The sequence below is a fragment of the Spirillospora sp. NPDC048819 genome, assembly GCF_040650055.1.
Classification (GTDB): Bacteria; Actinomycetota; Actinomycetes; order Streptosporangiales; family Streptosporangiaceae; genus Spirillospora.
On sequence record NZ_JBEZGN010000031.1, the window covers coordinates 105,928 to 132,194 of the forward strand.

24 protein-coding genes are annotated in these 26,267 nt (G+C 71.3%); 14 read left to right on the forward strand and 10 right to left on the reverse strand.

Features of this window, described 5'->3' with window-relative positions:
- Positions 1-66: 66 nt before the first annotated feature.
- Complete coding sequence (locus AB0C35_RS32915) at positions 67-1,560, forward strand: AMP-binding protein (protein WP_358464609.1); 1,494 nt, start codon at positions 67-69, stop codon at positions 1,558-1,560.
- Positions 1,561-1,595: 35 nt separating this feature from the next.
- Positions 1,596-2,834 carry a DUF4437 domain-containing protein gene (locus AB0C35_RS32920; protein ID WP_358464612.1) on the forward strand — a complete coding sequence of 413 codons (1,239 nt, stop codon included), beginning with the start codon at positions 1,596-1,598 and terminating at the stop codon, positions 2,832-2,834.
- Positions 2,835-2,990: 156 nt separating this feature from the next.
- On the opposite strand, the gene AB0C35_RS32925 is transcribed toward AB0C35_RS32920, so the two are convergent.
- The 6 genes from AB0C35_RS32925 to AB0C35_RS32950 form a co-directional block, all read right to left on the reverse strand.
- On the reverse strand, positions 2,991-3,722 hold the full coding sequence (locus tag AB0C35_RS32925) for an ABC transporter ATP-binding protein (protein ID WP_358464615.1): 732 nt from the start codon (positions 3,720-3,722) through the stop codon (positions 2,991-2,993).
- Positions 3,719-5,548: a branched-chain amino acid ABC transporter ATP-binding protein/permease gene (locus tag AB0C35_RS32930; protein ID WP_358464618.1), complete on the reverse strand. Its 1,830-nt coding sequence runs from the start codon at positions 5,546-5,548 to the stop codon at positions 3,719-3,721. The genes AB0C35_RS32925 and AB0C35_RS32930 overlap by 4 nt, the downstream gene beginning before the upstream one ends.
- A complete protein-coding gene (locus tag AB0C35_RS32935) occupies positions 5,548-6,417 on the reverse strand; it encodes a branched-chain amino acid ABC transporter permease (protein ID WP_358464621.1) in 870 nt (289 codons plus the stop codon). Before AB0C35_RS32935 ends, AB0C35_RS32930 begins: the two co-directional genes overlap by 1 nt.
- Complete coding sequence (locus AB0C35_RS32940) at positions 6,414-7,604, reverse strand: ABC transporter substrate-binding protein (RefSeq protein WP_358464624.1); 1,191 nt, start codon at positions 7,602-7,604, stop codon at positions 6,414-6,416. The genes AB0C35_RS32935 and AB0C35_RS32940 overlap by 4 nt, the downstream gene beginning before the upstream one ends.
- Positions 7,605-7,798: 194 nt before the next feature.
- Entirely contained in the window at positions 7,799-8,611 is an 813-nt protein-coding gene (locus AB0C35_RS32945; RefSeq protein ID WP_358464627.1) for an IclR family transcriptional regulator, read from the reverse strand.
- Positions 8,612-8,619: 8 nt separating this feature from the next.
- Positions 8,620-8,964, reverse strand: coding sequence for a hypothetical protein (locus AB0C35_RS32950; protein ID WP_358464630.1), 345 nt, complete (start codon positions 8,962-8,964; stop codon positions 8,620-8,622).
- A 268-nt stretch (positions 8,965-9,232) separates the two neighbouring features.
- Here AB0C35_RS32950 and AB0C35_RS32955 point away from each other — a divergent pair, with 268 nt between their 5' ends.
- A complete protein-coding gene (locus AB0C35_RS32955) occupies positions 9,233-10,102 on the forward strand; it encodes a VOC family protein (RefSeq protein ID WP_358464633.1) in 870 nt (289 codons plus the stop codon).
- Between the two features lie 21 nt (positions 10,103-10,123).
- On the opposite strand, the gene AB0C35_RS32960 is transcribed toward AB0C35_RS32955, so the two are convergent.
- Positions 10,124-11,092, reverse strand: coding sequence for a hypothetical protein (locus tag AB0C35_RS32960; RefSeq protein ID WP_358464636.1), 969 nt, complete (start codon positions 11,090-11,092; stop codon positions 10,124-10,126).
- A gap of 108 nt (positions 11,093-11,200) precedes the next feature.
- On the opposite strand from AB0C35_RS32960, the gene AB0C35_RS32965 reads away from it, so the two are divergent.
- From AB0C35_RS32965 to AB0C35_RS32995, 7 genes are all read left to right on the forward strand, one after another.
- A complete protein-coding gene (locus AB0C35_RS32965; protein ID WP_358464639.1) occupies positions 11,201-11,647 on the forward strand; it encodes a hypothetical protein in 447 nt (148 codons plus the stop codon).
- Between the two features lie 209 nt (positions 11,648-11,856).
- Entirely contained in the window at positions 11,857-12,822 is a 966-nt protein-coding gene (locus tag AB0C35_RS32970) for an ABC transporter permease (RefSeq protein ID WP_358464642.1), read from the forward strand.
- Positions 12,822-13,724: an ABC transporter permease gene (locus tag AB0C35_RS32975; protein WP_358464644.1), complete on the forward strand. Its 903-nt coding sequence runs from the start codon at positions 12,822-12,824 to the stop codon at positions 13,722-13,724. Before AB0C35_RS32970 ends, AB0C35_RS32975 begins: the two co-directional genes overlap by 1 nt.
- Before the next feature lie 99 nt (positions 13,725-13,823).
- Positions 13,824-15,398, forward strand: coding sequence for an ABC transporter substrate-binding protein (locus AB0C35_RS32980; RefSeq protein WP_358464647.1), 1,575 nt, complete (start codon positions 13,824-13,826; stop codon positions 15,396-15,398).
- Positions 15,398-16,525: an ABC transporter ATP-binding protein gene (locus AB0C35_RS32985; RefSeq protein ID WP_358464650.1), complete on the forward strand. Its 1,128-nt coding sequence runs from the start codon at positions 15,398-15,400 to the stop codon at positions 16,523-16,525. Before AB0C35_RS32980 ends, AB0C35_RS32985 begins: the two co-directional genes overlap by 1 nt.
- Positions 16,522-17,505: an ABC transporter ATP-binding protein gene (locus AB0C35_RS32990; protein WP_358464652.1), complete on the forward strand. Its 984-nt coding sequence runs from the start codon at positions 16,522-16,524 to the stop codon at positions 17,503-17,505. Before AB0C35_RS32985 ends, AB0C35_RS32990 begins: the two co-directional genes overlap by 4 nt.
- Positions 17,502-18,545 carry a nitrilase-related carbon-nitrogen hydrolase gene (locus AB0C35_RS32995; RefSeq protein WP_358464655.1) on the forward strand — a complete coding sequence of 348 codons (1,044 nt, stop codon included), beginning with the start codon at positions 17,502-17,504 and terminating at the stop codon, positions 18,543-18,545. Before AB0C35_RS32990 ends, AB0C35_RS32995 begins: the two co-directional genes overlap by 4 nt.
- Before the next feature lie 63 nt (positions 18,546-18,608).
- Here the strand turns inward: AB0C35_RS32995 and AB0C35_RS33000 are convergent, their stop codons facing one another.
- Complete coding sequence (locus tag AB0C35_RS33000) at positions 18,609-19,055, reverse strand: nuclear transport factor 2 family protein (RefSeq protein ID WP_358464657.1); 447 nt, start codon at positions 19,053-19,055, stop codon at positions 18,609-18,611.
- Positions 19,056-19,230: 175 nt separating this feature from the next.
- Here AB0C35_RS33000 and AB0C35_RS33005 point away from each other — a divergent pair, with 175 nt between their 5' ends.
- Positions 19,231-20,052: an IclR family transcriptional regulator gene (locus AB0C35_RS33005; RefSeq protein WP_358464660.1), complete on the forward strand. Its 822-nt coding sequence runs from the start codon at positions 19,231-19,233 to the stop codon at positions 20,050-20,052.
- A 29-nt stretch (positions 20,053-20,081) separates the two neighbouring features.
- Here AB0C35_RS33005 and AB0C35_RS33010 read toward each other — a convergent pair whose 3' ends face one another.
- A complete protein-coding gene (locus tag AB0C35_RS33010; RefSeq protein WP_358464663.1) occupies positions 20,082-20,795 on the reverse strand; it encodes a hypothetical protein in 714 nt (237 codons plus the stop codon).
- 109 nt (positions 20,796-20,904) lie between these two features.
- Between AB0C35_RS33010 and AB0C35_RS33015 the strand changes: the two genes are divergently transcribed.
- Positions 20,905-22,320 (forward strand): aldehyde dehydrogenase family protein, encoded by a 1,416-nt coding sequence (locus tag AB0C35_RS33015; RefSeq protein WP_358464666.1) that lies wholly within the window; start codon positions 20,905-20,907, stop codon positions 22,318-22,320.
- A gap of 14 nt (positions 22,321-22,334) precedes the next feature.
- Here the strand turns inward: AB0C35_RS33015 and AB0C35_RS33020 are convergent, their stop codons facing one another.
- Positions 22,335-23,162: a VOC family protein gene (locus tag AB0C35_RS33020; protein ID WP_358464669.1), complete on the reverse strand. Its 828-nt coding sequence runs from the start codon at positions 23,160-23,162 to the stop codon at positions 22,335-22,337.
- 109 nt (positions 23,163-23,271) lie between these two features.
- Between AB0C35_RS33020 and AB0C35_RS33025 the strand changes: the two genes are divergently transcribed.
- Together AB0C35_RS33025 and AB0C35_RS33030 are read left to right on the forward strand one after the other, a co-directional pair.
- Positions 23,272-24,705 (forward strand): FAD-dependent oxidoreductase, encoded by a 1,434-nt coding sequence (locus AB0C35_RS33025; RefSeq protein ID WP_358464672.1) that lies wholly within the window; start codon positions 23,272-23,274, stop codon positions 24,703-24,705.
- 113 nt (positions 24,706-24,818) lie between these two features.
- Entirely contained in the window at positions 24,819-26,192 is a 1,374-nt protein-coding gene (locus AB0C35_RS33030) for an alpha/beta hydrolase domain-containing protein (RefSeq protein WP_358464674.1), read from the forward strand.
- The last annotated feature ends 75 nt before the right edge of the window (positions 26,193-26,267 follow it).

The following is a 26,267-nucleotide window of genomic DNA, read 5'->3' on the forward strand; positions in this document are numbered from 1 at the left end:
CGGCAAGCTCTGGCGTAGAGCAAGATGGAACACGATTCCGATGAACGGAACAGGGAGGTGGGCGTCGTGGCACTGCTTCCCGGCGGCGCGTCGCTCTCGATGGCCGGCGGCGTCCGCGAGTTCGCCGCGTCCACGCCGAACGCCGCCGCCGTCATCGACGGCGACCGGAGCCTCACCTACCGGGCCCTGGACGAGCGGGCGAGCCGGCTGGCCCAGTTCCTCCTCGCGCGGGGGCTGAGGCCCGGTGACAGCGTCGCCGTCCGGCTCGGCAACCGGCTGGAATACCCCGAGATCATCGCGGGGGCGGCCAAGGCCGGGCTGGTGCTCGTCCCCGTCGGGACCAGGCTCACCGAGGCCGAAACGTCCTACATCCTGGAGCACTCGGGCGCCCGTGCCCATATCTCCGACACCGAACCGCCGGTCCCGGTCGACGTCGTCCTGCAGATCGACGCGACGGGCACCGCCTCCTACGAGAAGGCCCTGGAGTCGGTGCCGGCCACCGACCCCGCGGTCTCCGTCGACGAGAACGAGCCCTGCTGCCTGTACTACACGTCCGGCACGACCGGGAAGCCCAAGGGGGTCCTCAGCAGCCACCGCGCCCGGACCCTCATGTGCTACCTGTCCGCCATGGAATGGGGCCTGGGCGCCCGCCGCGTCAGCCTCGCCGTCGCGCCGATGTACCACGGCGCCGGGATGGTCTTCGACTACGCGCCCGTCGTCACCGGCGGCACCGTGGTCATGCTGCCCAAGTGGGACCCCGAGCACATGCTCGCCCTCGCCGAGAAGCACCGCGCCCAGTCGGCGTTCCTCGTCCCGACGCACGCGCAGACCCTCCGCGCGTCCGGCGCCCTCGGCCGCCATGACGCGTCCAGCCTCGACACCCTCTACTTCAACGCCGCGGCGCTGCCCGCCGTCCTGAAGGACTGGGTCATGGAGGCGTTCCCGCACGCGGGCGTCCACGAACTGTACGGCTCCACCGAGGCGGGCATCGTCACCAACTGCCGCCCCGACGACGCCGACCGCACCGGATCGGTCGGCCTGCCCTGGTACATGACCGAGGTCCGCGTCGTGGACGACGCGGGCGACCCCGTAGGGCCGGGCGAGCGCGGCGAACTGTTCAGCCGCTCCCCGTTCCTCATGAACGGCTACCTGCGCGACGACGCCGCCACCGACGGCTGCACGACCCCCGACGGCTTCCTCACCAGCGGCGACATCGTCGTCCGCGACGAGGACGGGTTCATCTACGTGGTGGACCGCAAGAAGGACATGATCATCTCCGGCGGGACCAACATCGCGCCCCGCGAGGTCGAGGACGTCATCGCGGTGTTCCCCGGCGTCGCCGACTGCGCCGTCGTCGGGCTGCCGGACGAGCAGTGGGGTGAGCGGGTCGCCGCGTACGTCGTCGCCATGCCCGGCGCGTCGATCGACGCGGACGCGCTTGAAGCGCACTGCCGCGAACGGCTGTCCGGGCCGAAGGTGCCGCGCAGCGTCGAGTTCCTGCCGGCCCTTCCCCGCAATGCCGCCGGCAAGGTCCTCAAGCGCGAACTCCGCAACGGCTGACCCCCCGCCCCCATCCAGTTGAGAGAGGTGCCCATATGCGTCCCCATGTCGAACTGATCCAGGAGAACGACTACATCTGGCACGCCGCCGAGCTGGTCGGAGGTGAGGGCCGCGCCAGCGAACGCCGGCTCTCGGTCGACGAGGAGGACGGCTCCTGCTCGCTCCGGATCGCCTTCCACACCGACTGGGGCCGCGGGCCGGGCATCCACCACGCCAACACCGAGTACTACGTGCTCGAAGGGTCGATGACCTACAACGGCAAGCAGATCGGCGAGGGCGGCTACGTGTACGCGCCCAAGGGCGTCCCCACCGAAGCCATCACGTTCAGCGAGGGCACCCGGATCCTGCACTACCGCGAGTACGGCGACGCCGGTTTCGACGCCGTCGAGAACACGAAGGCCCCCCGCTGGAAGGACGCCCGCGAGGACGTCATCGTCATGGACTCCGAGGCCATGAAGTGGGACGCGGTGCCCAACCCCGGCCCCATGCCCGGCCTGTTCATCAAGTACCTGCACGTCGACCCGCAGACCGGCTTCTACACCCGGCTCGTCCACGCCCAGGAGGGCTGGACGGACCACCGCCTCGCGCACCACCCGTGCTACGAGGAGGCGTACACCGTCCAGGGGCACATGGAGTACAACTTCGGCACCCTGGACCTCGGCACCTACTTCTTCCGCCCCGCCCGCGTGAAGCACGGACACTTCACCAGCATGGAGGGCGGCGCGACGTGGCTGCTGCGCTCCGACGGCGAGCTTTTCAACTGGTACACGCAGAGCGAATGGGTCCGCTGGGGCGGCGAGGCCATCAACTGGGGCCCCGGCGAGGGCCGGCTGCGCTGGTCGATGTCCACCCACGACATGGGCGCCGGGTCCCCCGGCCGCAGCGAGCGCGACCTGACCGACCTGCGCGCGTCCGTCAAGTACCAGCGCGAACAGGGCCAGATCGACGAGCCGTTCGTCCAGCACGGGACGGGCACCGACAAGAGCCTCCTCGCCATCGCCAAGGCCATGGACGCCGCCCGCCTCCAGGGAGGCCACGGCGACCATGACCACGAGCACGACCATGACCATGACCACGAGCACGCCCCGGTGAGCGCCGACTGGGGCGCGGACCCGGCCTCCCTCGAACACCCCGACGAGCGCACCGACGACCTCGCCTACGTCTGGGGCGCCGGCCGCAACTGGAACAAGGGCGACCCGATCCCCGCCCCGATCCTGTCCAGCCGCCCCGTCCGCAGCCGCAGCGCCGGCCGCTGGAACGGCGACGGCATGTAACACCCGCCACGGCAGAGTGCCCCGGACCTACCGGCCCGGGGCACTTTCACGTCGACTTACGGTGAACGGATCCGCGTTCCGGCGGTCAACAGCCCGACGGTGCGAGGTTTTGGCGACGGACGGGGGCCGCCCTGACATGTTCTCACCGTCACACCGTCAGGCGGCGGAGTCGCCGCCCAGGTAGAGGGATTTGACCATGGGGTCGGCTTCTACCTCGGCCGCCGTTCCGGAAAGGCCGATGCGGCCCCTTTCCAGGACATAGGCGCGGTCGGCCAGGCGGAGGGCGATGAGCGCCAGTTGTTCCACCAGCAGCACGGAAATGCCGCGTTCGGCATGCAGGCGCTTGATGTAGGAGAACAGTTCGGCGGCCTTCAGCGGGGCCAGGCCGAGGGACGGTTCGTCCAGGACGAGGAGCTTCGGGTCGCTCATCAGCGCTCGGGCGATGGCGAGCATCTGCGCCTCGCCGCCGGAGAGCGTGCCGGCGGCCTGGTCGCGGCGTTCGGCCAGGACGGGGAACAGCTCCAGCGCCTCGTCCATGAGCTTCTGGGTGCGGGCGCGGCTGCGGCGCAGGGGGAAGCCGCCGAGCTGGAGGTTCTCCAGCACCGTGTGGTCGGGGAAGATCCGCCGCCCCTCGGGGACGTGGCCGATGCCGAGGCCCACGCGACGCCACCCGGGGACGCGGGTGATGTCCCCGCCCGCGAACGACACGGCGCCGGCGGACGGTTTCAGCAGGCCCGACAGCACCTTCAGCGTCGTGCTCTTGCCTGCGCCGTTCGGGCCGAGGAGAACGACGAACTCGCCCTCGCCCACCGTCACGGCCACGTCGTCCAGGACCCGGACGCCCCCGTATCCGGCGCGTATCCCGGTCATCTCCAGCAGGGCGGTCAATTCAGGTCCTCCACCAGGTCGGGGCGGCCCAGGTAGGCGTCCAGCACCGCCGGGTCGGCGCGGACCTCGGCGGGCGGGCCGCAGGCGATCACCTTGCCGCTGTCGATGACGGTGAGCCGGTCGCAGACGTCCATGACGAAGTCCATGTTGTGCTCGATCAGCACGACGGCGAGGCCGTGGTCGCGGAACGCGCGGCACAGCCGGGCGAGCGCGTCGATCTCGGCGGGGACGAGTCCGGTGGCGGGCTCGTCCAGGATCAGCACGCGGGGCCCGGACGCGACCGCGCGCACCACCTCCAGCAGGCGTTTCTGGCCGTGCGACAGGGACCCGGCGAGCTGCGCGGCCCGTCCCGACAGGCCGGCGAACGCGAGGAGGTTGGCGGCCTCCGCGCGGGACACGGCCTCGCGGCGCCGGTACCGGGGCAGCCGCAGGATCGCCGACACCGCGCCGTACTTCTCCCGCCGGCGCATCCCTGCGAGGACGTTGTCGAGGACGCTCTGCTGCTCGAACAGATGCGGTGCCTGGAAGACGCGGGTGACGCCCTGCTCGGCGACCGCGAAGGGCCGGCCGGGGGCCGGTTCGCCGCAGATCAGGACATCTCCGGCGTCCACTTTGTGGAACCGGGTGAGGCAGGCGACGGTGGTCGACTTGCCGGAGCCGTTCGGGCCGATGATGCCGTGCACGCTGCCCGCGGCGACGGAGACGTCCACGCCGTCGACGGCCTTGACGCCGCCGAAGTGCTTGACGAGCCCGCGTCCCTGCAGCGCCGGGACGTCCGGGTCGACCGCGCCGGGCAGCACCGACGCGGGCAGCGCGCCGAACGGCTCGCGGTCCTCGCCTTCGGGGGGACGGCCGAGCCTGCTGCCGCGCCAGGTGCCGACGATCCCCTTCGGGATGAGCATCATGGCGAGGAGCAGTGTGCAGCCGAGGAAGAGCGTGGTGTAGCGGGCGTGATCCTTGATCAGTTCGACGACGATGGCGATGACCGCGACGCCGAGCACCGGGCCGGCCAGGGTGCCGATCCCGCCGAGGAACAGGCCGACGAAGAACACCAGGCCGTTGTCCAGGATCCCCACGTCCGGGTTGATGAATCCGAGCTGCAGCGCGTAGAGGCTGCCGGACAGCCCGGCGATCGCGCCGGAGAGGGTGAAGATCAGCGTCTTGGTGCGGGTCGGCCTGATGCCCATGGCCGCCGCGGTGTCGGGGCTCTCCTTGACCGCCATCACGGCGCGTCCGACGCCGCTGCGGACCACGTTGCGCTGGACGATGTAGACCAGCGCCGCCACGGCGAGCGTCACGTAGTAGAACTGGGTCTTGGTCAGCCCGCCGGGGGCGACCCCGACGATGCCGGTGACGCCGCCGGTGACCGACTCCCAGGCATTGCCGCCCTCGACCACGATGAGGTTGGCGGCGAGGGTGATCATGCCGAAGTACAGGTAGGTGGCGCGCAGGCTGACGGCGAGCACCAGGGCCGAGAAGACGGCGCCGAGCAGCATCGCCAGCGCGACCCCCGCGAACCACGGCAGCCCCTGCTTCACCGTCATGTAGGCGACGGCGTAGCCGCCCAGCAACTGCATGCCCGTGTGCATCATCGACAGCAGCCCGCCGTACCCCATCGACATGTTCAGCGAGATCGTCAGGATCGCGCTGATCGCGGCGGACGCCACGAGGCCGTTGTAGTACGAGGCGTTGTAGCTGTAGAAGTCCGTGATCGCCGGCCAGGCGAGCAGCACCGCCGCGGCGACCGCGGTCAGCGCCGCGGGCAGCCACCGCAGCGCGGCGTGCAGGACCTGGGTGCGGGCCGGCGCCTTCGCCGATGCGCTCATCAGTGCGCCTCCATGGGCTTGCCGAACAGACCGGACGGGAACGCGACCAGGATCAGCGCCAGCAACCCGAAGACGACGAAGTCGCCGGCCGTGGCGCCGGCCAGGTTGCGGACGACCGCGTCCAGCAGCCCGACGAGCAGGCCGCCCGCCAATGCGCCGCGCGGCGAGCCGACCCCGCCGATCACCGCGGCGGTGAACCCCTTGATGGTGAACACCAGCCCGGACGTCGGCCCGATGAACAGGATGGGCGCGGCCAGCGCGCCCGCGAACGCGCAGATCACCGCGGCGATCACGAAGCTGAGCAGGATGACGCGGCGGACCGGGACTCCCATGATCACGGCCGCGTCCCCGTCGTGCGAGGCGGCCCGGATGGCGCGCCCGTAGGCGGTGCGCCGCAGGAACGTGTCGTATCCGGCCATCACGGTGAGCGCGACGCCGATGGTGAGCAGCTGCTGCCAGCCGAGCCGCGCCCCGAGGACCTCCACGTGGCCGGGGGCCAGCGCCTTCGGCCGCAGGGAGTCGACGTCGAAGTAGCGGAGCGTGAACAGCGCCTGGAAGATCATCGCCGCGGCGAGGGTCGCGATGATCCAGGCGTACCGGGAGCCGGACAGCCGCACCGGCAGCATGATCATTCGTTCGCTGAGCAGGCCCATCCCCACGCCGAGGAGGAGGGTGACCAGCAGCGCCGCCGGCCACCCCCACTGCCACAGTGCCACCACCTGGTAGCTGATGGCCGCGCCGAGCACGATCGGCTCGCCCTGGGCGAAGTTCATCACCCGGGTCGGCTGGAAGACGATCGCCAGCGCGAGCGCGACCAGCGCGTACACCGATCCGGCGAACAGCCCGTCAATCCAGACCTGAGCGCTCACGACGGCATGAGCTCCGTGGTGTACCAGCCCTCGCCGTCCTTGTGCCACTGGTAGAGGTGCACCTGCTGGTAGAACTCGTGGCTGTCACCGGGCTTGATCGCGTTGCCGGACGGGGTCTTGTCCGCCGGGACGTCGAGCGCCTCGATGGCGGCCGCCACCTTGTCCGGGTCGGTGCCGCCGGCGGCCTTCACGGCCTGCTCGAAGGCGAAGACGCAGTCGGCGGCGATGGCCGTGCCCTTGGGCGACTCCGCCCCCGACTTGGGGCCGGTGTTCTTGCCGTACTTCTTCTCGATCGCCTCGGTGTGCTTGCGGTACCCGGGCTTCCACTCCGACCGGGGCTTGCGCATCGGGTACTCGTAGAGCGCGGCGGGGAACACCGCGCCGTCGGCGGCTTCACCGGCGGCCTCGATGAACGAGATGTTCTGCATGCCCGACCCGGCGCCGACGATCTCGCCCTTGAAGCCGACCTGGGCGGCCGCGGCCATCGTCTTGGAGCCGCCGACGCTGCTGGACACCATGATCGCCCCGGCGTCCTTGAACTCCTCGACGTAGGCTCGGTGGCTCTGGTCGTCGGCCCGGCTGGTCTCCCAGCCGAGGTACTCGATGCCCGCTTCGGGAAGCAGCTTCTTCAGCAGCGCGTCGGTGTTCTTGCCGGTGTCGTCGCCCTCGTAGACCAGGCCGAGCGACTTGACGCCCTCCTGCTTCAGCCAGCTCACGACCTTCTCGCCGTCGAGCTGGAAGGGGTCCTGCGACCGGAAGCCGTACTTGAGGTCGGCGAAGCTGCCGGTGGACACGGCGGGCTGGCAGTTGACCTTCTTGTTCTTCTCGTAGGTGCCCTTCGCCGCGCTGTAGAACGCGGTCAGCGACGGGCCGACGACCAGCTTGACCGTGTCGTCGCCGGCCATCTCGTTGGCGGCCTGGACCGCCTTGCCCGGGTCGAGGCCGGAGTCGCGGGTCACGAGCTTCAGCTTGGACCCGTCCAGCCCGCCGGCGGCGTTGATCCGCTCGATCTCCACGTTCAGGGAGTTCTGCTGGGAGATGCCCAGAACCGCGAACGGGCCGCTCATCGGGGAGATGAGGGCGATCTGGATATCCGGCTTGTCGCCGGCCGCCTTGCCCGAGCATCCGGTCGCGGCCACGGCGAGCCCCGCGAGCCCCGCGGCGACCGTGACAACTGATCTGCGCATGTGCACCTCCGCCAGGATGTTCCCCGTGTCGGAACACGGTTCCGTAACGATGGGACGCTATAGAGGAGAAACTTCCCATGTCAATAGGTCTGATGTATTGATAAAAGATTGTTCGAGAGCCTGACGAGCCGCCGGGCGCACCACCCGAACATTGCGCCTTCCTCGGCAGACGCACCGCGGTATCCGTCGGGAGCTCATCGGTCTGACCCGGACATATAGCCCATCAGAGCGGAAAGCCGTTCAGTGACCGCCAGCAGCGCGTCGACGCACTCCTCGGCCTCGCCGCGGAAGCGCTCCACCGGCCCGCAGACGCTCACCACCGCCGCCGGGACGCCGTGATGGTCGAAGACCGGAGCGGCGACCGAGGCCGCGCCGGACTGGCGCTCGGCGAACGAGCGGGCGTACCCGCGCCGCCGGATGGCGGCCAGCTCCAGCCGGAGCGAGCCGGGATCCACGACCGTCCGGTCGGTGAGCCGGCTGAGATGGTCCACGCGGAGGTAGTCATCGATCTCCGCGTCCGGCAGGAACGCCAGGAACGCCTTCGACGAGGCGCCCGCGTGCAGCGGGAACGGCACGCCGAGCGACACCGACATGATCACCTCCCGGTCCGGGGTCACCTGGTCGACATAGACGCGGTGCGTGCCGACCCGGGCCGACAGCGTCGCCGTCTCCCGGGTCGAGCGGGACAGGGCGCCGAGTTCCGGGGCCGACAGGCGGCGCACGTCGATGTGGTCCAGATAGGCCAGCCCGAGCCGCATCGCCGTCAACCCGAGCGCGTACCTGCGGGTCTCCTCGTCCACCTGGACGAGCCGGCGGCTGCGCAGCGACGTGAGGATCCGGTGCACCGCCGGCTTGGAGAGCCCGAGCGCGTCGGCGATCTCGGTGACGCCGAGCGTCCGGGCGGGGGCCTCGGTGAACAGCACCAGCACGTCCGCCGCCCGTTCCACCGTCGAGGCCGACTGCCCGGGCCGTTCGGCGGCACCGAGGTCGGGGGGCCTGGCGGGCATCGCCCGGCTCAGTCCCGGCGCAGGCCGATGGGCACCGGCGGGTCGGTCACGATCCTCGTGTCCAGGAACTCCCACCAGTCGTCCTGGGTGACGCGCTCGCCCTCCCATTCGGCGTCGGACTTCAGCCCGCTGAGCGCCGCCCGGTAGGCGCCCCATCCCGCCTCGTCCTCGAAGGCCGCCCAGCTCTCGATCGTGTAGACGTCGCCGATCACGCTGTAGTACCAGCGGACCTCCTTGACCATGGGGAGGTCGCGGTAGAACCAGCGTTCACGGTCTTCCAGCCAGGCCCAGAACTCCTTCTGGTTGCGGCGGGACCGCTCGCTGAGCTTCATCCGGTAGACGAGGTAGATCATGCAGCGCCCTCCACTCGTTCCGCTGTGCGCAACGTCGTCACTACGCGACGTTCGCGGAGACATCTTGTAACAGCTTTCCGATAAATGGAATACCTGAGATCGGACGAAGCGGAACGATCCTGACGGACCACACCTCTGATCACCGGGTCTGTCGAGCGTCCGGCCCTCCCCGCCTCTCCCGTCCGGCGAGGGTGTTCCTTTCCACGGAACATCGTTTCAGCTAGCATGCGGCGGGGTCACCCGGCCGCCGATCCCTTGGAGAGCGCCCATGCTCAGCAGCCCCCGGTACGCCGTCCTCGGATGCCACGACCTCCCCGCCGCCGCCGCGTTCCTGTCCGTCCTCGGCTACACCGAACGGCGCCGCGGCACCCTGGAACCGGACGCCGCCGCGGCCCTGTACGGAGGAACCGGCCCGGCCGAAGAAGCGCTCTACCTGCCCGAAGGCGCCGACTCCGGAGGACTGCTCCTGGTCTCCGCGCCCGAGGGCGGCTCCGCCGTCGTCTCCGGCGGCTACGCCGTCGACATCTACACCCGCGACATCGAGGCCGGCGTCGCCGGCCTGGTCGCGGCCGGCGGCGTCCCGTCCCCGATCGCCCGCTGGGAACTCGGCGGCAGGCCGTTCGCCGAGTGCGGCATCGTCGGGCCCGGCGGCTTCCGGGTCGTCCTCGTCGAGGGCGCCTCCCGCAGGGCGAGCCTCCTGGACGGCGACGAAGGGCGGCGGCACTCGGAACTTCAGGCCGCCGTCCACCTCACCTACGACTGCGACACCGCCTTCTGGACGAGGCTCGGCCTGGAACAGCTCTACTCGCAGCGGCTGGTGAACCCGGCGGTGGCCGCATTGATCGGCATCGACGACCCGGACGCCGAGATCGTCCTGGACCTGTTCTGGGACGGGCGCGGCGCCCGCGTCGAGCTGATCAGCTTCCCCGGCCTCGACCTGCCCCGGGGCGACGAGGCGTTCACGTCCGGCATGCGCGCGGGCGTGTTCCCCGTCCCCGACCTGGACGCCGCCCACACCCTTCTCACCGACGCCGGCGCCCACACCGGTTCCATCACCGAAAGCGACCTGCGCGGCGGCCGGGCCTTCACCGCCACCTCCCCGGACGGCGTCCAGCTGGAGTTCTGGACGACCCGCTGAGCCGAAGGCCCGTCAGCCGGGTCAGCGGGGTTCGTAGAGGGTCACGGAGATGCCGTTGGGGGTGGTGGCGGACGCGGCGGTGGCCCTGCCGTGCAGCGGGTCGTCGGTCCGCACCGGGGCGCCGGCGACCTGGCCGCCCGTCCGGCGGACGGTCTCCAGCGCCGCGCCGAGGTCACGGGTGCGCACCGTCCAGCCGCTGTGCCCGAGCGAGCGGCCGGGACGCTGGCCGGGACGGCGGTCGACGCGGTGCTCGCCCTCCGCGGAGGTGACCTCGATCCGCGCCGTCTTCTCCCCGGCGAGGAACGCCAGCCGCATGCGGGTGCCCGGGGGCAGGCCGGCGACGGTGTCGAAGCCCGGCGAGGAGAACGTCACGTCGTACCAGACGGACATGCCGAGGCCGTCCGGCCCCCAGAACGCGACTTCTGCGTCCGCGTCCGGGACGTGGCAGACCACGGAGGTCAGCTCGGTGTAGAGGCGCCCGGGGTCGGCCTCCCAGGCGGCGGTGCCGCGGACGGCGGCGGGCTGGACGAACACGACGGCGGTGCCGTCGGGCGCGGGGCAGACGCCCTGGGTGACCATGACCTCGTGCTCACCCACGGCCACGCCGTAGGTCGCGGGCGGCGTCGACCAGTCGATGCCCGCCTCGGCGAACCGCGCGTGCGCGGTCTGGATGTCCTTGGCGTACATGTCGATGCCGATCAGGCCGTCGTCCAGATTGTGGGGCTGGGCCGCCGGGGCGAGCGGCTCGGGGACCTTGACGAGGTGGACCCGGCCCGTGTCCGCGCCGGCCGCCGCCAGGGCCACGACGTCGAGGTCGGCCTGTCCGGTGCCCCAGAGCGCGTCCGCGACCGCGGCCGGGACGACGCCCTGCGCGGCGACCTCGTAGCCGAGCCGCTCGCCGAAGAAGTCGAGGTGGGGGCCGAGGTCGCGGGCGCCGATGATCGCGGCGGTGATGCCCTCCACCAGCGGGTCCGGGCCATGTTCGCTCATGCGTGTTCCTTTTGGTGGAATGCTGTTCCGATATCGTGATCGTTGACGCTAGGCTCGCGCACGGCGGCCTGTCAATGTCCGTCCCCCCTCACCGACCAGGAGGAATCCATGCGCGCCGGAGTCCCGGGCATGCCCATCAACCGCAAGCATCTCGGCGAGTGGCGCGGGGAGTACGTCCACGTCGACGCCGAGGGCACGATCATCGACCGGCATGCCTCGCACCTGCGCTGCTGGGTGCCCGATGACGGCTCGTACGACATCTTCCAGGTCAACACCTACACCTGGCCGGACGGACGGGTGCAGGCCCTGGAGTTCGGCGGCCGGATGCGGGGCGATGTGTGCCACTTCGACAACGAGCGGATCATCGGCGAGATGAGCCAGGTGGACGAGCAGTCGATCGTCCTCACGTGGTCGTACAAGGACGACCCCGACAACTACCTGTACGAACTGATCCAGCTGTCGCGCGACGGGCTGCACAAGTGCCGCACCTGGCACTGGATGGACGGCGACCGCCTCTACAAGAGGACGATCATCAGCGAGTCCAAGGTCGTCTGACCGGCCCGCATCCGCCGGACGCGCCGGCCGGCGCCCGGAGCCGCGCGCTCGCGGGCGCCGGCCTCCACCACAATGCAGGACGGCGTCTCGAAATTTGGCGTGCCCCCTTCCTGTGGAGGGGCGCCTGGCTCTACTATTCCGACCACGACAACGCCGTTCCAGTTTCGACCACTGGTCGCGGCGACCCCCCCGAACACAGAGGACAGTGGATGCTGCGGTATCTCGGACGACGGATCGCCGGGCTCGCCGTCGTCCTGTTCGTCGTCCTCACCATGGTCTTCTTCATGCTGCGGGCCGCACCCGGCTCCCCCGCCGACGCCTACCTCGGCATGAACCCCACGCCCGAGAAGCGCGCCGCGGTCGAGGAGCGGTTCGGGCTCGACGAGCCGATCTGGACGCAGTACGCCACGTTCGTCGGCAACCTGCTGCGCGGCGACCTCGGCGATTCGCTGTTCAGCGACCGCCCGGTCACCGAGATCATCGGCGAGCGGCTTCCCGTCACCCTCGAACTCGGCCTGCTGGCACTGCTCTTCTGGGTCGTCGTCGGTCTGGCCGCCGGAACCCTGGCCGCGCGGAGACGCGACTCGTTCACCGACGGCGCCGTCCGCGTCGTCAGCGTCATCGCCCTGTCGATCCCGAGCTTCTGGCTGGGCCTGGTCCTGGTCGTGGTGTTCGGGCTCTACATCGAGGGAGTGCTGCCGTCCAGCGGCTGGGTCGGGTTCGGCGCCGACCCGGTGCAGAACCTGCGCTCCGTCGTGCTCCCCGGGATCGCGCTCGGCCTCGCCGCCGGCGCCGTCATCGCCCGCACGCTGCGCGGTTCGCTCATCGAGACGCAACGCACCGACTACGTCTCGTTCGCACGCGCGATGGGCATGTCCGAACGCGGCATCATGCGCCGGATCGCACTGCGCAACGCGATCATCCCGACCGCCACCGTGATCGGGCTGATGGTCGGGCTGTTCATCAGCGGGACGGTCCTGGTGGAGAACATCTTCAACATCCCCGGCATCGGGCAGACCATCGTCGGCGCCTTCCGGCAGCACGACTATCCGCTCGCGATCGGCTGCACCCTCGTCACCGCGGCCGTGTTCCTGGTCGCCAACCTGGCCGTCGACTTCCTCTACTTCGCGCTCGACCCGCGGATCCGCGCCGGATTCCTGAACGGAACGGACTGATGGACGCGACCACGACCCTCCCGGCGCCCCCGCGGGCGTCCGCGCGCCGCCGCGCCCTGCCCCGGATGTCGGCCCTGACCTGGACCGGGATCGCGCTGCTCACGCTGTTCCTGCTGCTGGCGCTGTTCGGGCCGGTGATCGCCGGGGACCCGAACGCACGGGCCGGCGAGCAGCTCGCCGGCCCCGGCCTCCGGCACGTGTTCGGCACCGACCACCTGGCGCGCGACCTGTTCGCGCGGACGGCGTCCGGTGCCCGCGTGTCGCTGCTGGTCGCGCTGGCGGCGGTCGCGTTCGGCCTGCTCGTCGCGGTGCCCGCGGGGCTCGTCGCCGGCTACTTCGGCGGGCGCTGGCCGGACGACCTGATCATGCGGGTGCTGGAGGCGTTCCAGGCGCTGCCGCTGTTCGTCTTCGCGCTGTTCGTCATCGGCGTCACCGGCACCGGCGACTCGGACATCGGCCCGATCACGGTGCCGACGACCGCCAAGGTGGTGCTGCTGCTGGGCGTCGGCTTCGTCCCGTACTTCGCCCGCGTCACCCGGTCGGCGACGCTCGTGGAGGCACAGGAGGACTACGTCGACGCGCTGCGCGTCCTCGGCGTGCCGCGGCGGCGGATCATCGGCGCCGAACTGCTGGTGAACGTGCTGCCCCCGGTACTGGTCCAGGCGTTCCTCTGGCTCGGCATAGCGATCTTCGCCGAGAGCGCGCTCAGCTTCCTCGGCCTCGGCATCCAGGCGCCGCAGCCCAGCCTCGGCAACATCCTCGGCGACGCGACCCGCTACCTGTTGCTCGGCGCCTGGTGGTACTCGATCATCCCCGGCCTGGTCATCCTCGTCGCCACGGTCGGCTTCAACCTCGTCGGCGACGGCCTCGGCGACGCCCTCGACGCCGACGGCCGCGGCTGACCACCGTCCCCGCGCGCCACCCCCCATCTCCGTCTCCCCGCACCACGCCCATCACCGTCCCCGCGCATCACCCCCATCCCTTCCTCTGAGGAGCAGGACATGTCCGACGCGAACAAGAACGTTCCAAACGGCCCGGTGCTGAGCCGCCGGCGCTTCCTCGTCGCCACCGGGGTCCTCACCGCCGGCGCGGCCGGTCTCGCCGCATGCGGTGGAGAGGACGGCTCCGGCGGCGGAGCCGTCGAGAAGACCGGCACGCTCGCGTTCGGCGTGACCTCCATCTCCGACTACCTCAACCCGCTCAGCACCACCTCCAGCCGGGTCCACTGGATGACGGAGTCCGTCGTGGAGTCGCTCTACACCTACGACGCCGCGCTGAAGTCGGTGCCGCTGCTGGCCGACGGCGAGCCGGAGATCTCCGGCGACGGGCTGACCTGGACGATCAAGCTGAAGCGCGGCGTCACCTTCCACAACGGCGACCCGCTCACCGCCGCCGACGTCGTCGCGACCTTCGACTTCGTCACCGACCCGAAGAGCACCAGCGACTGGACCACCTACTTCGTCGGCTACGTCAAGAAGGCCACCGCGACCGACGACCACACCGTCACGATCAAGCTGACCACCCCGTTCGGGGTGCTGCGCTCGCACCTGACGAACCTGCCGATCGTGCACCGCGAGTTCGTCAAGAAGACCGGCACCACCATGGGGACGGGCCCGTTCTCGGTGGGCGACATCGCCCAGGGCCGGCAGGTGTCCCTGAAGCGCTTCGACGGCTACCACGGCACGAAGCCCACCCTCACCGGCATCACGTTCAAGGCGGTGCCCGACCCGGCGACCCGGATGGTCAACCTGCGCGAGGACAAGATCCAGATCATGACGGACGTCCCGCCGGAGAGCATCAAGCTGCTGGAGAAGTCCAGCGACATCCGCGTCCACGAGGTCGCCGCCCCCAAGGACCTCGTCACCTACTTCGTCGCGAACAAGAAGCCGTTCGACGACGTGAAGGTCAGGCAGGCGCTCGCCCACGCGATGGACCGCAAGGGCGTCCGCGACCTCGTCTACGGCGGCTCCGCCGACATCGCCCAGGGCGCGATCGGCCCGGTCGCCGAGGGACACGACCCGTCCCTGAAGCTGTACGGCGAGACCCCCGACATCGCCAAGGCCAAGGCGCTGCTCGCCGAGGCGGGCCTGTCGAGCCTCGACTTCACCCTGATGGTCACCAGCGACCCGGTGCTGAAGAACGTCGGGCAGGTGCTGGCGCAGGGCTGGAAGAAGGCCGGGATCAACTGCACCCTGGAGACGCTCGACATCAGCCCCTGGGTGAAGAAGTGGGCGACCGGCGACTACCAGATGGCGATGACGGGATTCGACGGCGGATTCGGCGGCGGGAAGACCGCCTTCACGCTGCTCGGCGCGCTCAGCTCGCAAAACCCGCTGAACTTCGGCTACAAGAACCCCGAGGTCGACGAGCTGCTCGCCAAGGCGTGGGCGACCACCGACGCCGCCGAGCGCGCCGCGATCTGCAAGCGGATCAACGGCCTGGTCGCGAAGGACGCCATCGCGATCCCGCCCGTCTACCCGAAGCTCATCGTCGCGCAGCGCACCGAGATCTCCGTGCTGGACGAGAAGCAGATGAGCGTCAGCCGGATCGACGTGGCCCCGGTGCGAGCGGCCTGATGCGCCGCTCTCCCGGACGTTCCGCCACCGCGGCGGACGCCGTGCCCGCCGCCGGTTCCGGCGGCGGGGCGGCGGGCCGCCCGGACGGCGGCCCGCTGCTGTCCGTGGCGGACCTGTCCGTCTCGTTCCGGACCAGGACGGGCGACACCCGCGCCGTGCGGGACGTCTCCTTCGACCTGGCGCCGGGCGAGATCCTCGGCCTCGTCGGCGAGTCCGGGTCGGGCAAGAGCACCGTCCTGACCTCCCTCATGCGGATGCTGCCGGGCAACGCCGCCGTGTCCGCCGGGCACGTCCGCTTCGACGGCGCCGACCTGCTCGCGCTGCGGGAGGAACGGATGCGGCGGCTGCGCGGCGACCGGATCGGCCTGATCCCGCAGCGCCCGATGACGTCGCTGTCGCCGACCACGCCGATCGGCCGCCAGCTCCGCTGGCACCTCGCCCGGCGCGACGATGACCGGCGGCCCGGCGGCGATCGGCCCGGCGGCGACCGTTCCGGCGTTGATCGGTCCGGTGGTGATGGGCCCGGTGGTGATGGGCCCGGCGGGGACCGGCTCGGGGAGCTGCTGCGCGAGGTCGGTCTCGGCGCCGTCCTCGACCGGCTGGGCGGGTACCCCTACGAGTTCTCCGGCGGGCAGCTCCAGCGGATGCTGATCGCGGTCGCCGCGCTCGGCCGCCGCCCCGAGCTGCTGCTCGCCGACGAGCCCACCACCACGCTCGACGCGACCGTCCAGGCGCAGGTGCTCCGGCTGCTGCTGGAGCTGCGCGACCGCGTCGGCCTGGCGATGATCTTCGTGACCCATGACCTCGGCGTGATCTCGCAGATCAGCGACCGGGTCGGGGTGATGTACGCGGGGCGGCTCGTCGAGACGGCGCCGGTGCGGGAGCTGTTCGCCTCCCCCCGCCACCCCTACACCCGAGCCCTGATCGGCGCGATGCCGGGCCGGCGCGGAAGGGGCGAGCCGCTGCGCACGATCCCCGGCACGGTCGGCGGCGCGAACCTGCTGCCGGGCTGCCCGTTCGCGCCGCGCTGCGACATCGCCGCCGACGTGTGCTCGGCGGAGTATCCGGCGCCCCGTGCCTTCGGCACGGCGACGGTCAGCTGTCACCGAGCGGACGAGGTCCCATGAACGCCATCACCGCGGAGCGTCTCACCAAGCACTACCCGGTCCGGTCGGGCGGGCGGGCGAAGGGCCGCGTCGTGCACGCCGTCGACGACGTCTCGTTCGAGGTGCCGGCCGGGCGGACCCTGGCGGTCGTCGGGGAGTCCGGCTGCGGCAAGTCGACCATCGCGCGGATGCTCGTCCGCCTCGTCCGGCCGACCGCGGGCCGCGTCCTCGTCCACGGCGCGGAGCGCACCGACGCCCGCGCGATCCAGCTGGTGTCGCAGAATCCCTGGTCGGCGCTCAACCGCCGCAAGAGCATCAGGCATGCCCTGGAGCAGCCGCTCGCCGTGCACGGCCTGGCCCCGGACCGGGCCGCCCGCGCCGCGCGGGCCGAGGAGCTGCTCGGCCTGGTCGGGCTGTCACCCGACTACCTCACCCGCCGGCCGGGCGGGGTGAGCGGCGGTGAACTGCAGCGGGTCACGGTCGCGCGCGCCCTCGCCGTGGAGCCCGAGGCGCTGGTGCTGGACGAGCCGACCGCCAGCCTGGACGTCAGCGTGAAGGCGCTGATGGTGAACCTGCTGCTCGACCTGCAGCGGCGGCTCGGGCTGAGCTACGTGCTGATCACCCACGAGATCGAGATCGCGCGCCACATGGCCGACCGCGTCGCCGTCATGTACCTCGGCCGGCTGGTGGAGTACGGCGACGCCGAGCAGGTCTTCGGTGATCCCCGGCACCCGTACACGCGGTCGCTGCTGGCCGCCGTCCCCGGTCTCGCCGATTCCGGGCCCGGCGCCGCGGAGCCGGTGCTGCTGGGCGATGTCCCCTCGGCGGTCGACATCCCGTCCGGGTGCCGCTTCCACACCCGCTGCCCGCTGGCCGTCGACGCATGCCGGCGCACCGAACCCGTACTGGAGGACGCCGGGGACGGCCGTCAGGCGGCCTGCCTGCGGCTCACCGAAACCGCGTCCGCCACCTCACCGCCCGTCGACAAGGAGAAGAAATGACCGAGCCCACGCCGGACGGGTCCATCACGCAGCGGGCCGACGGGGGATACGCCACCGCCGGCCTGGTCAAGGACACCTGGACGCTCGGGGTCGTGCAGTCGCGGGTGCACCCCGCCGCCGATGACGCGGAGCAGGAGGCCAACCTCGCGCACATGCTGCGCCTGATCGACAACGCGTACCGCACCGGGTTCGGGCCGCCCCCCGACCTGCTGTTCTTCCACGAGTTCCCGATCAGCGGCTGGGACCGGTGGACGAAGGCGGAGGCGGAGCGGCGCTGCATCGAGATCCCCGGTCCGGAGACCGAGCGGATCGCCGCGAAGGCGCGCGAGCACAACGTCCACATCGCGTTCGGCGCCTACGTCCGCGACCCCGACTGGCCGGGCCACGTCCTCAGCGTCACCACGCTGATGGGCCCGGACGGCGAGATCATCGCCAAGCACTGGAAGGCGCGCAACGTCAAGGGCGTCTTCCGCGGCTTCGAGCTGTTCACCACGACGACCTACGACGTGCTGGACCGGTACGTCGAGATGTACGGCCCGGACGCGGTGCTCCCGATCGCGCGGACGGGGCTCGGCAACATCTCGATGTCGTCCACGCAGCTGGAACCGGAACTGTTCCGGGCACTGGCGATCAAGGGCGCGGAGGTGTTCCTGCGCACCGCGAGCGGCAGCTTCTCCGACGTGGACATCCGCGCGTCCGCCATGCACAACCGGGTGTACTGCGCGATCGTCAACAACTCGGTGCTGTCGCGGGATTCGGGCTTCTTCGAGGACACCGGTGCGGGCGGCTCGGCGATCTACGGACCCGACGGGCAGCCGCTGGCCACCGCCGACAGCAAGTTCGAGAAGCTGATCCTCGCGCAGATCCCGATCGCGTCGTTCCGCGCGACGCACCGCCAGCCGGACATCCACTGGGACCTGTACCGGCCCGTCTTCGACGGGTACCGGAGCCGCTACGAGCCGAACCTCTACACCGCGTACCAGCCGGCCGACCTGGAGGACGCGGGCCGCTACCTGACCGGCCGCTCCCGCTGGAGCTGACCGGTTCCGGCCTCGCCGCGCCCCGGCCCGCCACGGCCGGGGCCGCGGGCCGGGGCGGGGGCGTCAGGCCTGGGTGCCGAGGGGACGGGCGCCGTCCGGCCACCAGTCGCCGGCGCCGTACGGGTCGGCGAGGGGCTGGGAGCCGTGTTCGTGGACGATGCGCCAGCGGTCGCGCTCGTGCCGGAGCAGCCAGGTCATCCGCATGCGGAGCCGGCCCTCGCGGCCGTCGCCGTAGACGTCGAAGTCGATGACGCCGGTGACCTGGCCGAGGGTGTCGTTCTCGAACAGATGCGGCCCTTCGACCCAGCGGTAGGCGTCTATTCTGATCGGGGCCTCGAAGTAGGCGCGCCAGCCCTCCTCGATCCGGTCGCCGCCGCGCGTCGTCCAGCGGGGTCCTTCGGGAAAGACGTAGGCGTCGGGTTCGCCGGAGAACGCGTCGAGGACGGCGTCGAGGTCACGGTCGACGACCGCCTGGAGCATGCCCTCCGCTGCGCTGAGCGGTGTCTTCATCGATGTTCCTCCCTGTTCGGACGACGAGAACCTGTTTCATCGGCGGGACTGTAGGGTTCATGAGGATGGTTCGCTTGGCGAAACAGCTTTACACTGTCCGAAACACTGAACCGGACGGATCCAGCACTGACGTCCGTCCTGCGCAACGACCAGGGATCGGGAAGGGACCATCTCCATGAGCAGCACCGCTCAGCCGGGCGAGCGTCCCCCGCGCACCGGGGAGCGCGGGCCCGCCGGCCAGACGATCGCCACCGTGGAACGGGCGGCCGACGTCCTGATGCACTTCGCCGAACAGCGGTCGGCGACCCTCGGCGTCACCGAGGTGGCCACCGCGCTCGGGCTGTCGAAGGCGGCGGTGCACCGCATCCTCACCTCGCTGCGCGGGCACGGCCTGATCGAGCTGGACCAGGCGACGCGGCGCTACTCGCTCGGCATCGGCGCGATGAAGCTCGGCATGGCCTACCTGGAGCGGATCGACGTGCGGACGATCGCGCGCCCGGAACTCGTCGCACTGTCCGAACGCACCGGTGAGACCGCCACGCTGTCGATCAGGTCCGGCTGGACGCGCTCCTACATCGACCAGGTGATCCCGCGCCGCGAGCTGATCATGTCGGTGACGCTCGGCGTCCCCTACCCGCTGCACGCGGGCGCGTCGTCCAAGACGTTCCTGGCGTTCCTGTCCGACGGCGAGATCGACAACTACCTGGCGCAGCCCGCGCTGGCGCAGCTCACCTCGGCGACCCTCGTCACCGGTTCCCGGCTGCGGCGCGAGATCGAGGAGATCCGCGCCCGCGGCTACGCCCGCTCGAACGCCGAGCGGCAGGCGGGCGCGGCGTCGGTCGCCGCCCCGATCCTCGACCAGAACGACCGGCCGATCGCCGTCATCAGCGTCTGCGGCCCGATCGGGCGGTTCGCCGAGGAGGCGGACGCGTGCGCGGCGTCGCTGCTGCAGACGGTGCGCCGGCTTTCCGAACGCTTCGGCCACCGTCCCGCCTGACGCCCCGCCGTCCCGCTCCGCCGGACGCATCAGTAGGCCGTCGTGCCGGGCTTGACCACGCCCAGGAGCGCGGCCAGCACGACCAGTGCCCAGATGGCCAGGACATAGGGGATGCATCCCTGGACGGCACCGCGGATGTCACGCTCGACTTCCGGGTCGCTGCCCTTGGCGAGCAGCTTCCCCCAGGCGGCACCGAACGGTCTGAGTTTTACGCGGATCATCAGTCCGCCGGCGATGCACAGGGCGTAGGCGGCGACCTTGCCGGCGAGCCACTTGGGGTTGGACGTGACGCCGAACGGCTCGTCCGCCGCGAAGGTGTAGGCGGCGGCGCCGAGGAGTCCGGCGGTGAGGGCGCAGCGCACGGTGAAGTCCGTCCGGTGCACCAGGTCTCCGAACCGCCCGGGCCGGCGCCGGTAGTCGGTGATCACGAGCCACAGCCAGATCAGCGAGAGCAGCCAGACGGCGGCCAGCGGCCAGCCGCCGAAGATGTCGCGGCCCAGGTCGTCGGCGGCCATCAGCGTGATGCCGCTCGGCAGGAACAGCACCAGGCAGATCCGCGGCGCCATGTCGACCACGTGCATGATCTTCACCGCGATGCCGCGGGCCTGCACGGACAGTTCCGGCTTCAGGATGAACCGGCTGGAGTAGAAGACGCCGAGGTCGCCGCCCAGCCAGTAGGCGAACAGGACGATGTGGAGCAGGATCGCCCAGCTGTGCAGGGTCCACCCGTGCGTTCCGATCACACTGTCCTCCGTCTGAGGGTCAATACATCAGACTATTATTGTTACCACCATTTCCGATTCGGCGGAACACCGTTACGGTGGTCGGAACAGCTTCTCCGGGGAGGTTCGGATGGGACGACGGATCGGCGTGCGCGACCCCCGCACCGGGCGCACGGACGAGACCCTCGCCTGCGCGGACGCCGCGGAGGTGAGAGCGGCGGCGGCACGCGCACGCGCCGCGCAGCCGTCGTGGCTCGCCCTCGGCGTGACCGGACGGGTCGCCGCGCTGCGCGCCTTCCGCGACGCGCTCGCCGAACGCGCCGGCCCGATGGTGGCGGCGCTCGTCCGCGACACCGGGCGCCTGCCCGTCTCCCGGCTGGAGGTCGACAGCGTCCTGGCGTCCCTCGACCGCTGGTGCGGCCGGGCGCCGGACCTGCTCGCCGACGCCGGAACCGTCCCGACCTCGATGCCCGGGATCGCCCTGCGGCAGGGTCCGCTGCCGTATCCGCTGGCCGGCGTGATCAGCCCGTGGAACTTCCCGCTGCTGCTCGCGATGATCGACGCGGTCCCCGGGCTGCTCGCCGGATCCGCCGTCATGATCAAGCCGAGCGAGATCACCCCGCGCTTCGCGTCCGTCCTGCGCGACTGCGTCGCCACCGTCCCCCGGCTGGACGGCGTCCTCACCGTCATCGACGGCGACGGCGCGACCGGCGCGGCCGTCGTCGACACCGCCGACCTGATCTGCTTCACCGGCAGCGTCCGGACGGGCCGTGCGGTCGGCGCGGCGGCCGCGGCCCGGTTCATCCCCGCGTTCCTGGAACTCGGCGGCAAGGACCCGGCGATCGTCTGCGAAGACGCCGATCTCGACCGTGCCGCACAGGCCGTCCTGTACGGCGGGACGGTCAACACCGGCCATTCGTGCATGTCGATCGAGCGGGTCTACGTGGCCGAGCCCGTCTTCGCGGAATTCGTGGACCTGCTGGTCGGACGGGCCCGCAAGGTCGGCCTGGCCTACCCGGAGGCCGCCGACGGCGAACTCGGACCGGTGATCTCCGCCGCGCAGGTGGGGATCATCGAGGAGCAGCTCGCGGACGCGGCCGCCCGCGGCGCCTCCGTCCGCTGCGGCGGCGAGATCCGCACCCTGGGCGGCGGCGCCTACCTGGAGCCGACCGTCCTCACCGGCGTCGACCACACGATGAAGGTCATGCGGGAGGAGACGTTCGGCCCGGTGCTGCCGGTCATGCCGTTCGCGGACGCCGACGAGGCGGTGGCGCTCGCGAACGACAGCGAGTACGGCCTGTCCGCGGCGGTGTTCGCGGCCACGACCGAGGCGGCGCTGGCGGTCGGGGAACGGCTGGAGGCGGGCGGCATCAGCGTCAACGACGCCTCCCTGACCGGTTTCGTCCAGGACGGCGAGAAGAACGCCTTCAAGGCGTCGGGGCTCGGCGGGTCGCGGATGGGCGCGGCCTCCATCCGCCGTTTCCAGCGGCAGCGCTCCTTCCTGATCCGCTCCCCCGAGGACAAGGCCCCCTGGTGGTTCGACTAGGCGGCGGCCCGGGGTCAGGCCCGGCCGGAGCGGAGTTCGATCTCGATGCCGGACGGGCCCCGCAGCGTCGTCGCGTCGATCGGGGTTCCGCCCGCTCCGAGCAGCGCGTCCCGGGTCGCGTCCGGGTCGCCGGGGGCGAACACCAGGCGGCGGAGCCCGAGCGGGCGATCGGACAGGTCCTCGGCGTCCACACCGGTGAACGACATGACCTCCAGCCGGGCGGGCGCATGGCCGGGGGAGACCAGGAACGTCAGCCGGAGGGACGCGTCCGCGGGAATGCCGGTCATCCGGTCGAACGGATCTCCCGACATCTCGCCCTCGAACAGGATCTCCAGACCGCCCGCGGTGAAGAACCCGACCGCGGCGTCGTGGTCGGCCGGGACGATCACCGCCGTGTGCAGTTCCCCGTGCGGCCGGCCGGAGTCGTTCTCCAGGGCGGGGCTCGGCCGGTGCCCGGCGGCGGCCTTCGGGATCGTCCACCAGATGCCGTCCGCGCCGAGCGCGACGAACTCGCTGAGCGTCGCGGCGCCGTACGGGTAGGTCACCCGCTCGCGGGACCGGCCGCCGGCGGCGTCGATCGCGGTGGCCGTCCGTTCCAGGTCACGGGAGTAGATGCCGAGGAGCCGCGGCCCGATGTCCCAGATCCTGGGGTCGGGCGAGTGCGGGACGTCCGGCGCGGCGACGAGGCGGAGGAGCCCGGTGGTCCCGGACGGGGCGCCGAGCAGCGCACCGTGCGCGTCCCGGTGCAGGACGTCGAGGCCGAACGCCCGCGTGTGGAAGTCGAGGGAAGCACCGAGGTCGCGGGTGGCGACCACGGCCTCGATGACGGCTCCGAGCGGCATGGGAGGACCTCCGTTTCGGCTGCTCTTACTTGCGCCCGATCCTTACGGCGAGCATCATGCAGCATAGTGGAACATCGTTCCTAAAGACGGAACAAGTGAGGGAGCTAGCGTGACGACGGCCAGGAACTACGACCTCGTCATCGTCGGGGCGGGCACCGGGGGCATCCCGTGCGCCGCCGAGGCCGCGGCGCGCGGCGCCCGCGTCCTGCTGGTCGAGAAGGACTCGCGGATCGGCGGCACCCTGCACAGCTCCGGCGGGCACATGTCCGCCGGCGGCACCCGCCGGCAGCGCGAGCACGGCATCGACGACTCCGTCGAGGCGCACCTCGCCGACATCGAGCGGATCAGCGGCGGCACCGCCCGCGCCGACCTCGTCGAACTCGCCGCCCGCCACGCGCCCGAGACCATCGACTGGCTCGACGACCTCGGCTTCGAGTTCGCGCCCGAGTCGCCCCGGCTGGTGTACGGCCACGAGCCGTACGGCGTCCCGCGCACCTACTACGGCAAGGACGGCGGCCTGTCGATCCTCGCCGTCCTGAAACGCCTGCTGGACGAGCAGGTCACCGCCGGGCGGGCCGACCTCTGGCTCGGCAGCACCGCGATCGGCCTCACCGAAGGGACCGGCCGCGCGCCGGCCGTCACCGTCCTGCGCCGCGGAGTCGACGAGGTCGAGGTGACGGCCCCCGCGGTCGTCCTCGCCACCGGCGGATTCGGCTCCGACGAGGAGCTGTTCAAAGAGGTCGAGGGCTTCCCCCTGGTCAGCGCCGCCCATCCGACGTCCACCGGCGACGGCCTCGTCATCGCCCGCGACGCCGGCGCCGCGATCGCCGGACGCGGGCAGTACCTGCCGACCTTCGGCGGCCTCCCGCACCCCACCACCCCCGGCAAGGCGTACTACGAGGACCGCCCGCTGCTGGTCGCCAACGAACGGCTCCCCTGGGAGATCTACGTCGACCGCGCCGGACGCCGGTTCGTCGCCGAGGACGAACCCAGCATCGATCTCAAGGAACGCGCCCTCGCCGCCGCCACCGACGGGACGTTCTGGACCGTCTTCGACGACCGGGCACGGCTCGCCTCCGTCCCGATGGTCGCCGGCTGGAGCCCCGACGACGTCCTGGCCAAGGCCGGCGTCCGCCTCGGCGTCCACAAGGCGGACTCGCTCACGGAACTCGCCGCACTCGCCGGCATCTCACCGGACGGCCTGACCGCCACCGTCGAGCGCTACAACACCGCGGTCGCCGCAGGCCGCGACGCCGAGTTCGGCCGCACCCACCTGCCCGCCCCCATCGCCGAGGGCCCGTTCTTCGCCATGGAGAACCACGGCATCACCCTGATCACCTTCTCCGGCCTGGACGTCGACGAACACCTGCGCGTCCGCCGCACCGACGGCACGCCCATGCAGGGCGTGTACGCACTCGGCGAACTGATCGGCGCCGCCGCCACCTGCGGCAACAGCTTCTGCGGCGGGATGCTCGTCACCCCCGCCCTCACTTTCGGCCGCCTCCTCGCCCACCGCCTCACCCAAGGGGCCGTCCGGACGTGACCGGCCCGAGGAGGCGAGGCGGCCGTCCCGGCCGGTGATTCTGCCGATGCGGACACCGCAGGCCGCGGAGATCATGAATCGACTCCGTCACCTGCGGCCCGTGGAGGAATGAAGTGAGGTACTCGCCAGTCACCCGGCTCCTGGTCGCGGCGCTGGTCGTCGTCGGGCTCACCGCCGCGCCGGGGACCGCCCAGGCACAGGGCGGCCCCGCCGTGGAGGGGCCGATACCGGGTGCGCCGCCCGGCGACCCGTCGTCCCCGGACGTCGAGGACACCTATCCGTGGATGGCCACGAACGTCGACCTGGCCTCGCACGGGTACGTCGAACAGGAATTCTTCGTCTCCGGCGAGGCCGATGCCTACAGCGCCACGGGGGAGCGGCTCGCCGCCGACGTCCCGTACAAGACGCGTGTCATCGTGCGGCGGCCGGCCAGGGCCCATCGGTTCAGCGGCACGGTGATCGCCGAATGGCAGAACGTCACGGCCGGACACGACCTGGACGCCCTGTGGAGCAGCGAACAGATCATCCGGGACGGGCACGTCTGGGCGGGCATCTCCGCGCAGCGGGTCGGTGTGCAACACCTCACCGAGTGGAGCCCGGCCCGCTACGGCGATCTCGACGTCACCGGCGGTGGGCGGTTCACCGCCGACGAGCTGTCGTACGACATCTTCGCGCAGGTGGCGAAGACCCTGCGTGAACGCGGAGCCTCGGCGCCGCTTGGCGGGCTGAGAGCGGACACGCTGCTGGGTGTGGGCGCCTCACAGTCGGCGTTCCGGATGACCACCTACTACGACGCGGTCCTTCCCCAGACCGAGAAGGTCTTCGACGGGTACGGGTTCATCGTCGGCACCGCCCCGAGCCGGCGCGGCCCCGAACCGGTGTTCCAGGTCCTCTCTGAGACCGACGTCCGCTCGTCCAACCGGCCGCCGGACACGGACGCGTTCCGCCGGTGGGAGGTGGCGGGGGCCGCGCACTCCGGCTGGCACGGGCAGGAGTACCGGCGGCCGATCCTGACCCGCGACCTCGGTTCCGCCCCCACCTACCAGTGCGACCGGCCCGCGTTCAGCCGCGTCCCGCTGCACCATGTGATCGCTTCGGCGTACGCCCATCTGGTGCGGTGGACCAAGTGGGACGTGCCGCCGCCGTCCGCGCCGCCGCTCCAGCTCAACCCGGACGGCAGCAAGGTTCGCGACTCGCTGGGGCTGGCCAAGGGCGGGATCCGCCTCTCCCAGGTGGAGGCTCCCACGGCGCTCAACACCGGGGAGAACTCCGGCGAGACGTTCTGCTTCCTGTTCGGCACCCACGTGCCCTTCGACGAGGCGCAGCTCGGTTCGCTCTACGCGTCCCACGGCCGCTATGTCGCGGCCGTCACGAAGGCGGACGTCCACAACGTGCGGGACGGCTACCTGCTGCCGGCGGACGCCCGGCAGAACCGCATCGACGCGATCCACTCGGACGTGGGCAAGGAGTCAACTACTCGGCCCTGAAGGACCGAGCTTGTCTGTTCGGTCCTTGTGGGCTCTGTTTACGCTCTCGACTGCCCGCTACGGCCGGACGGTCAC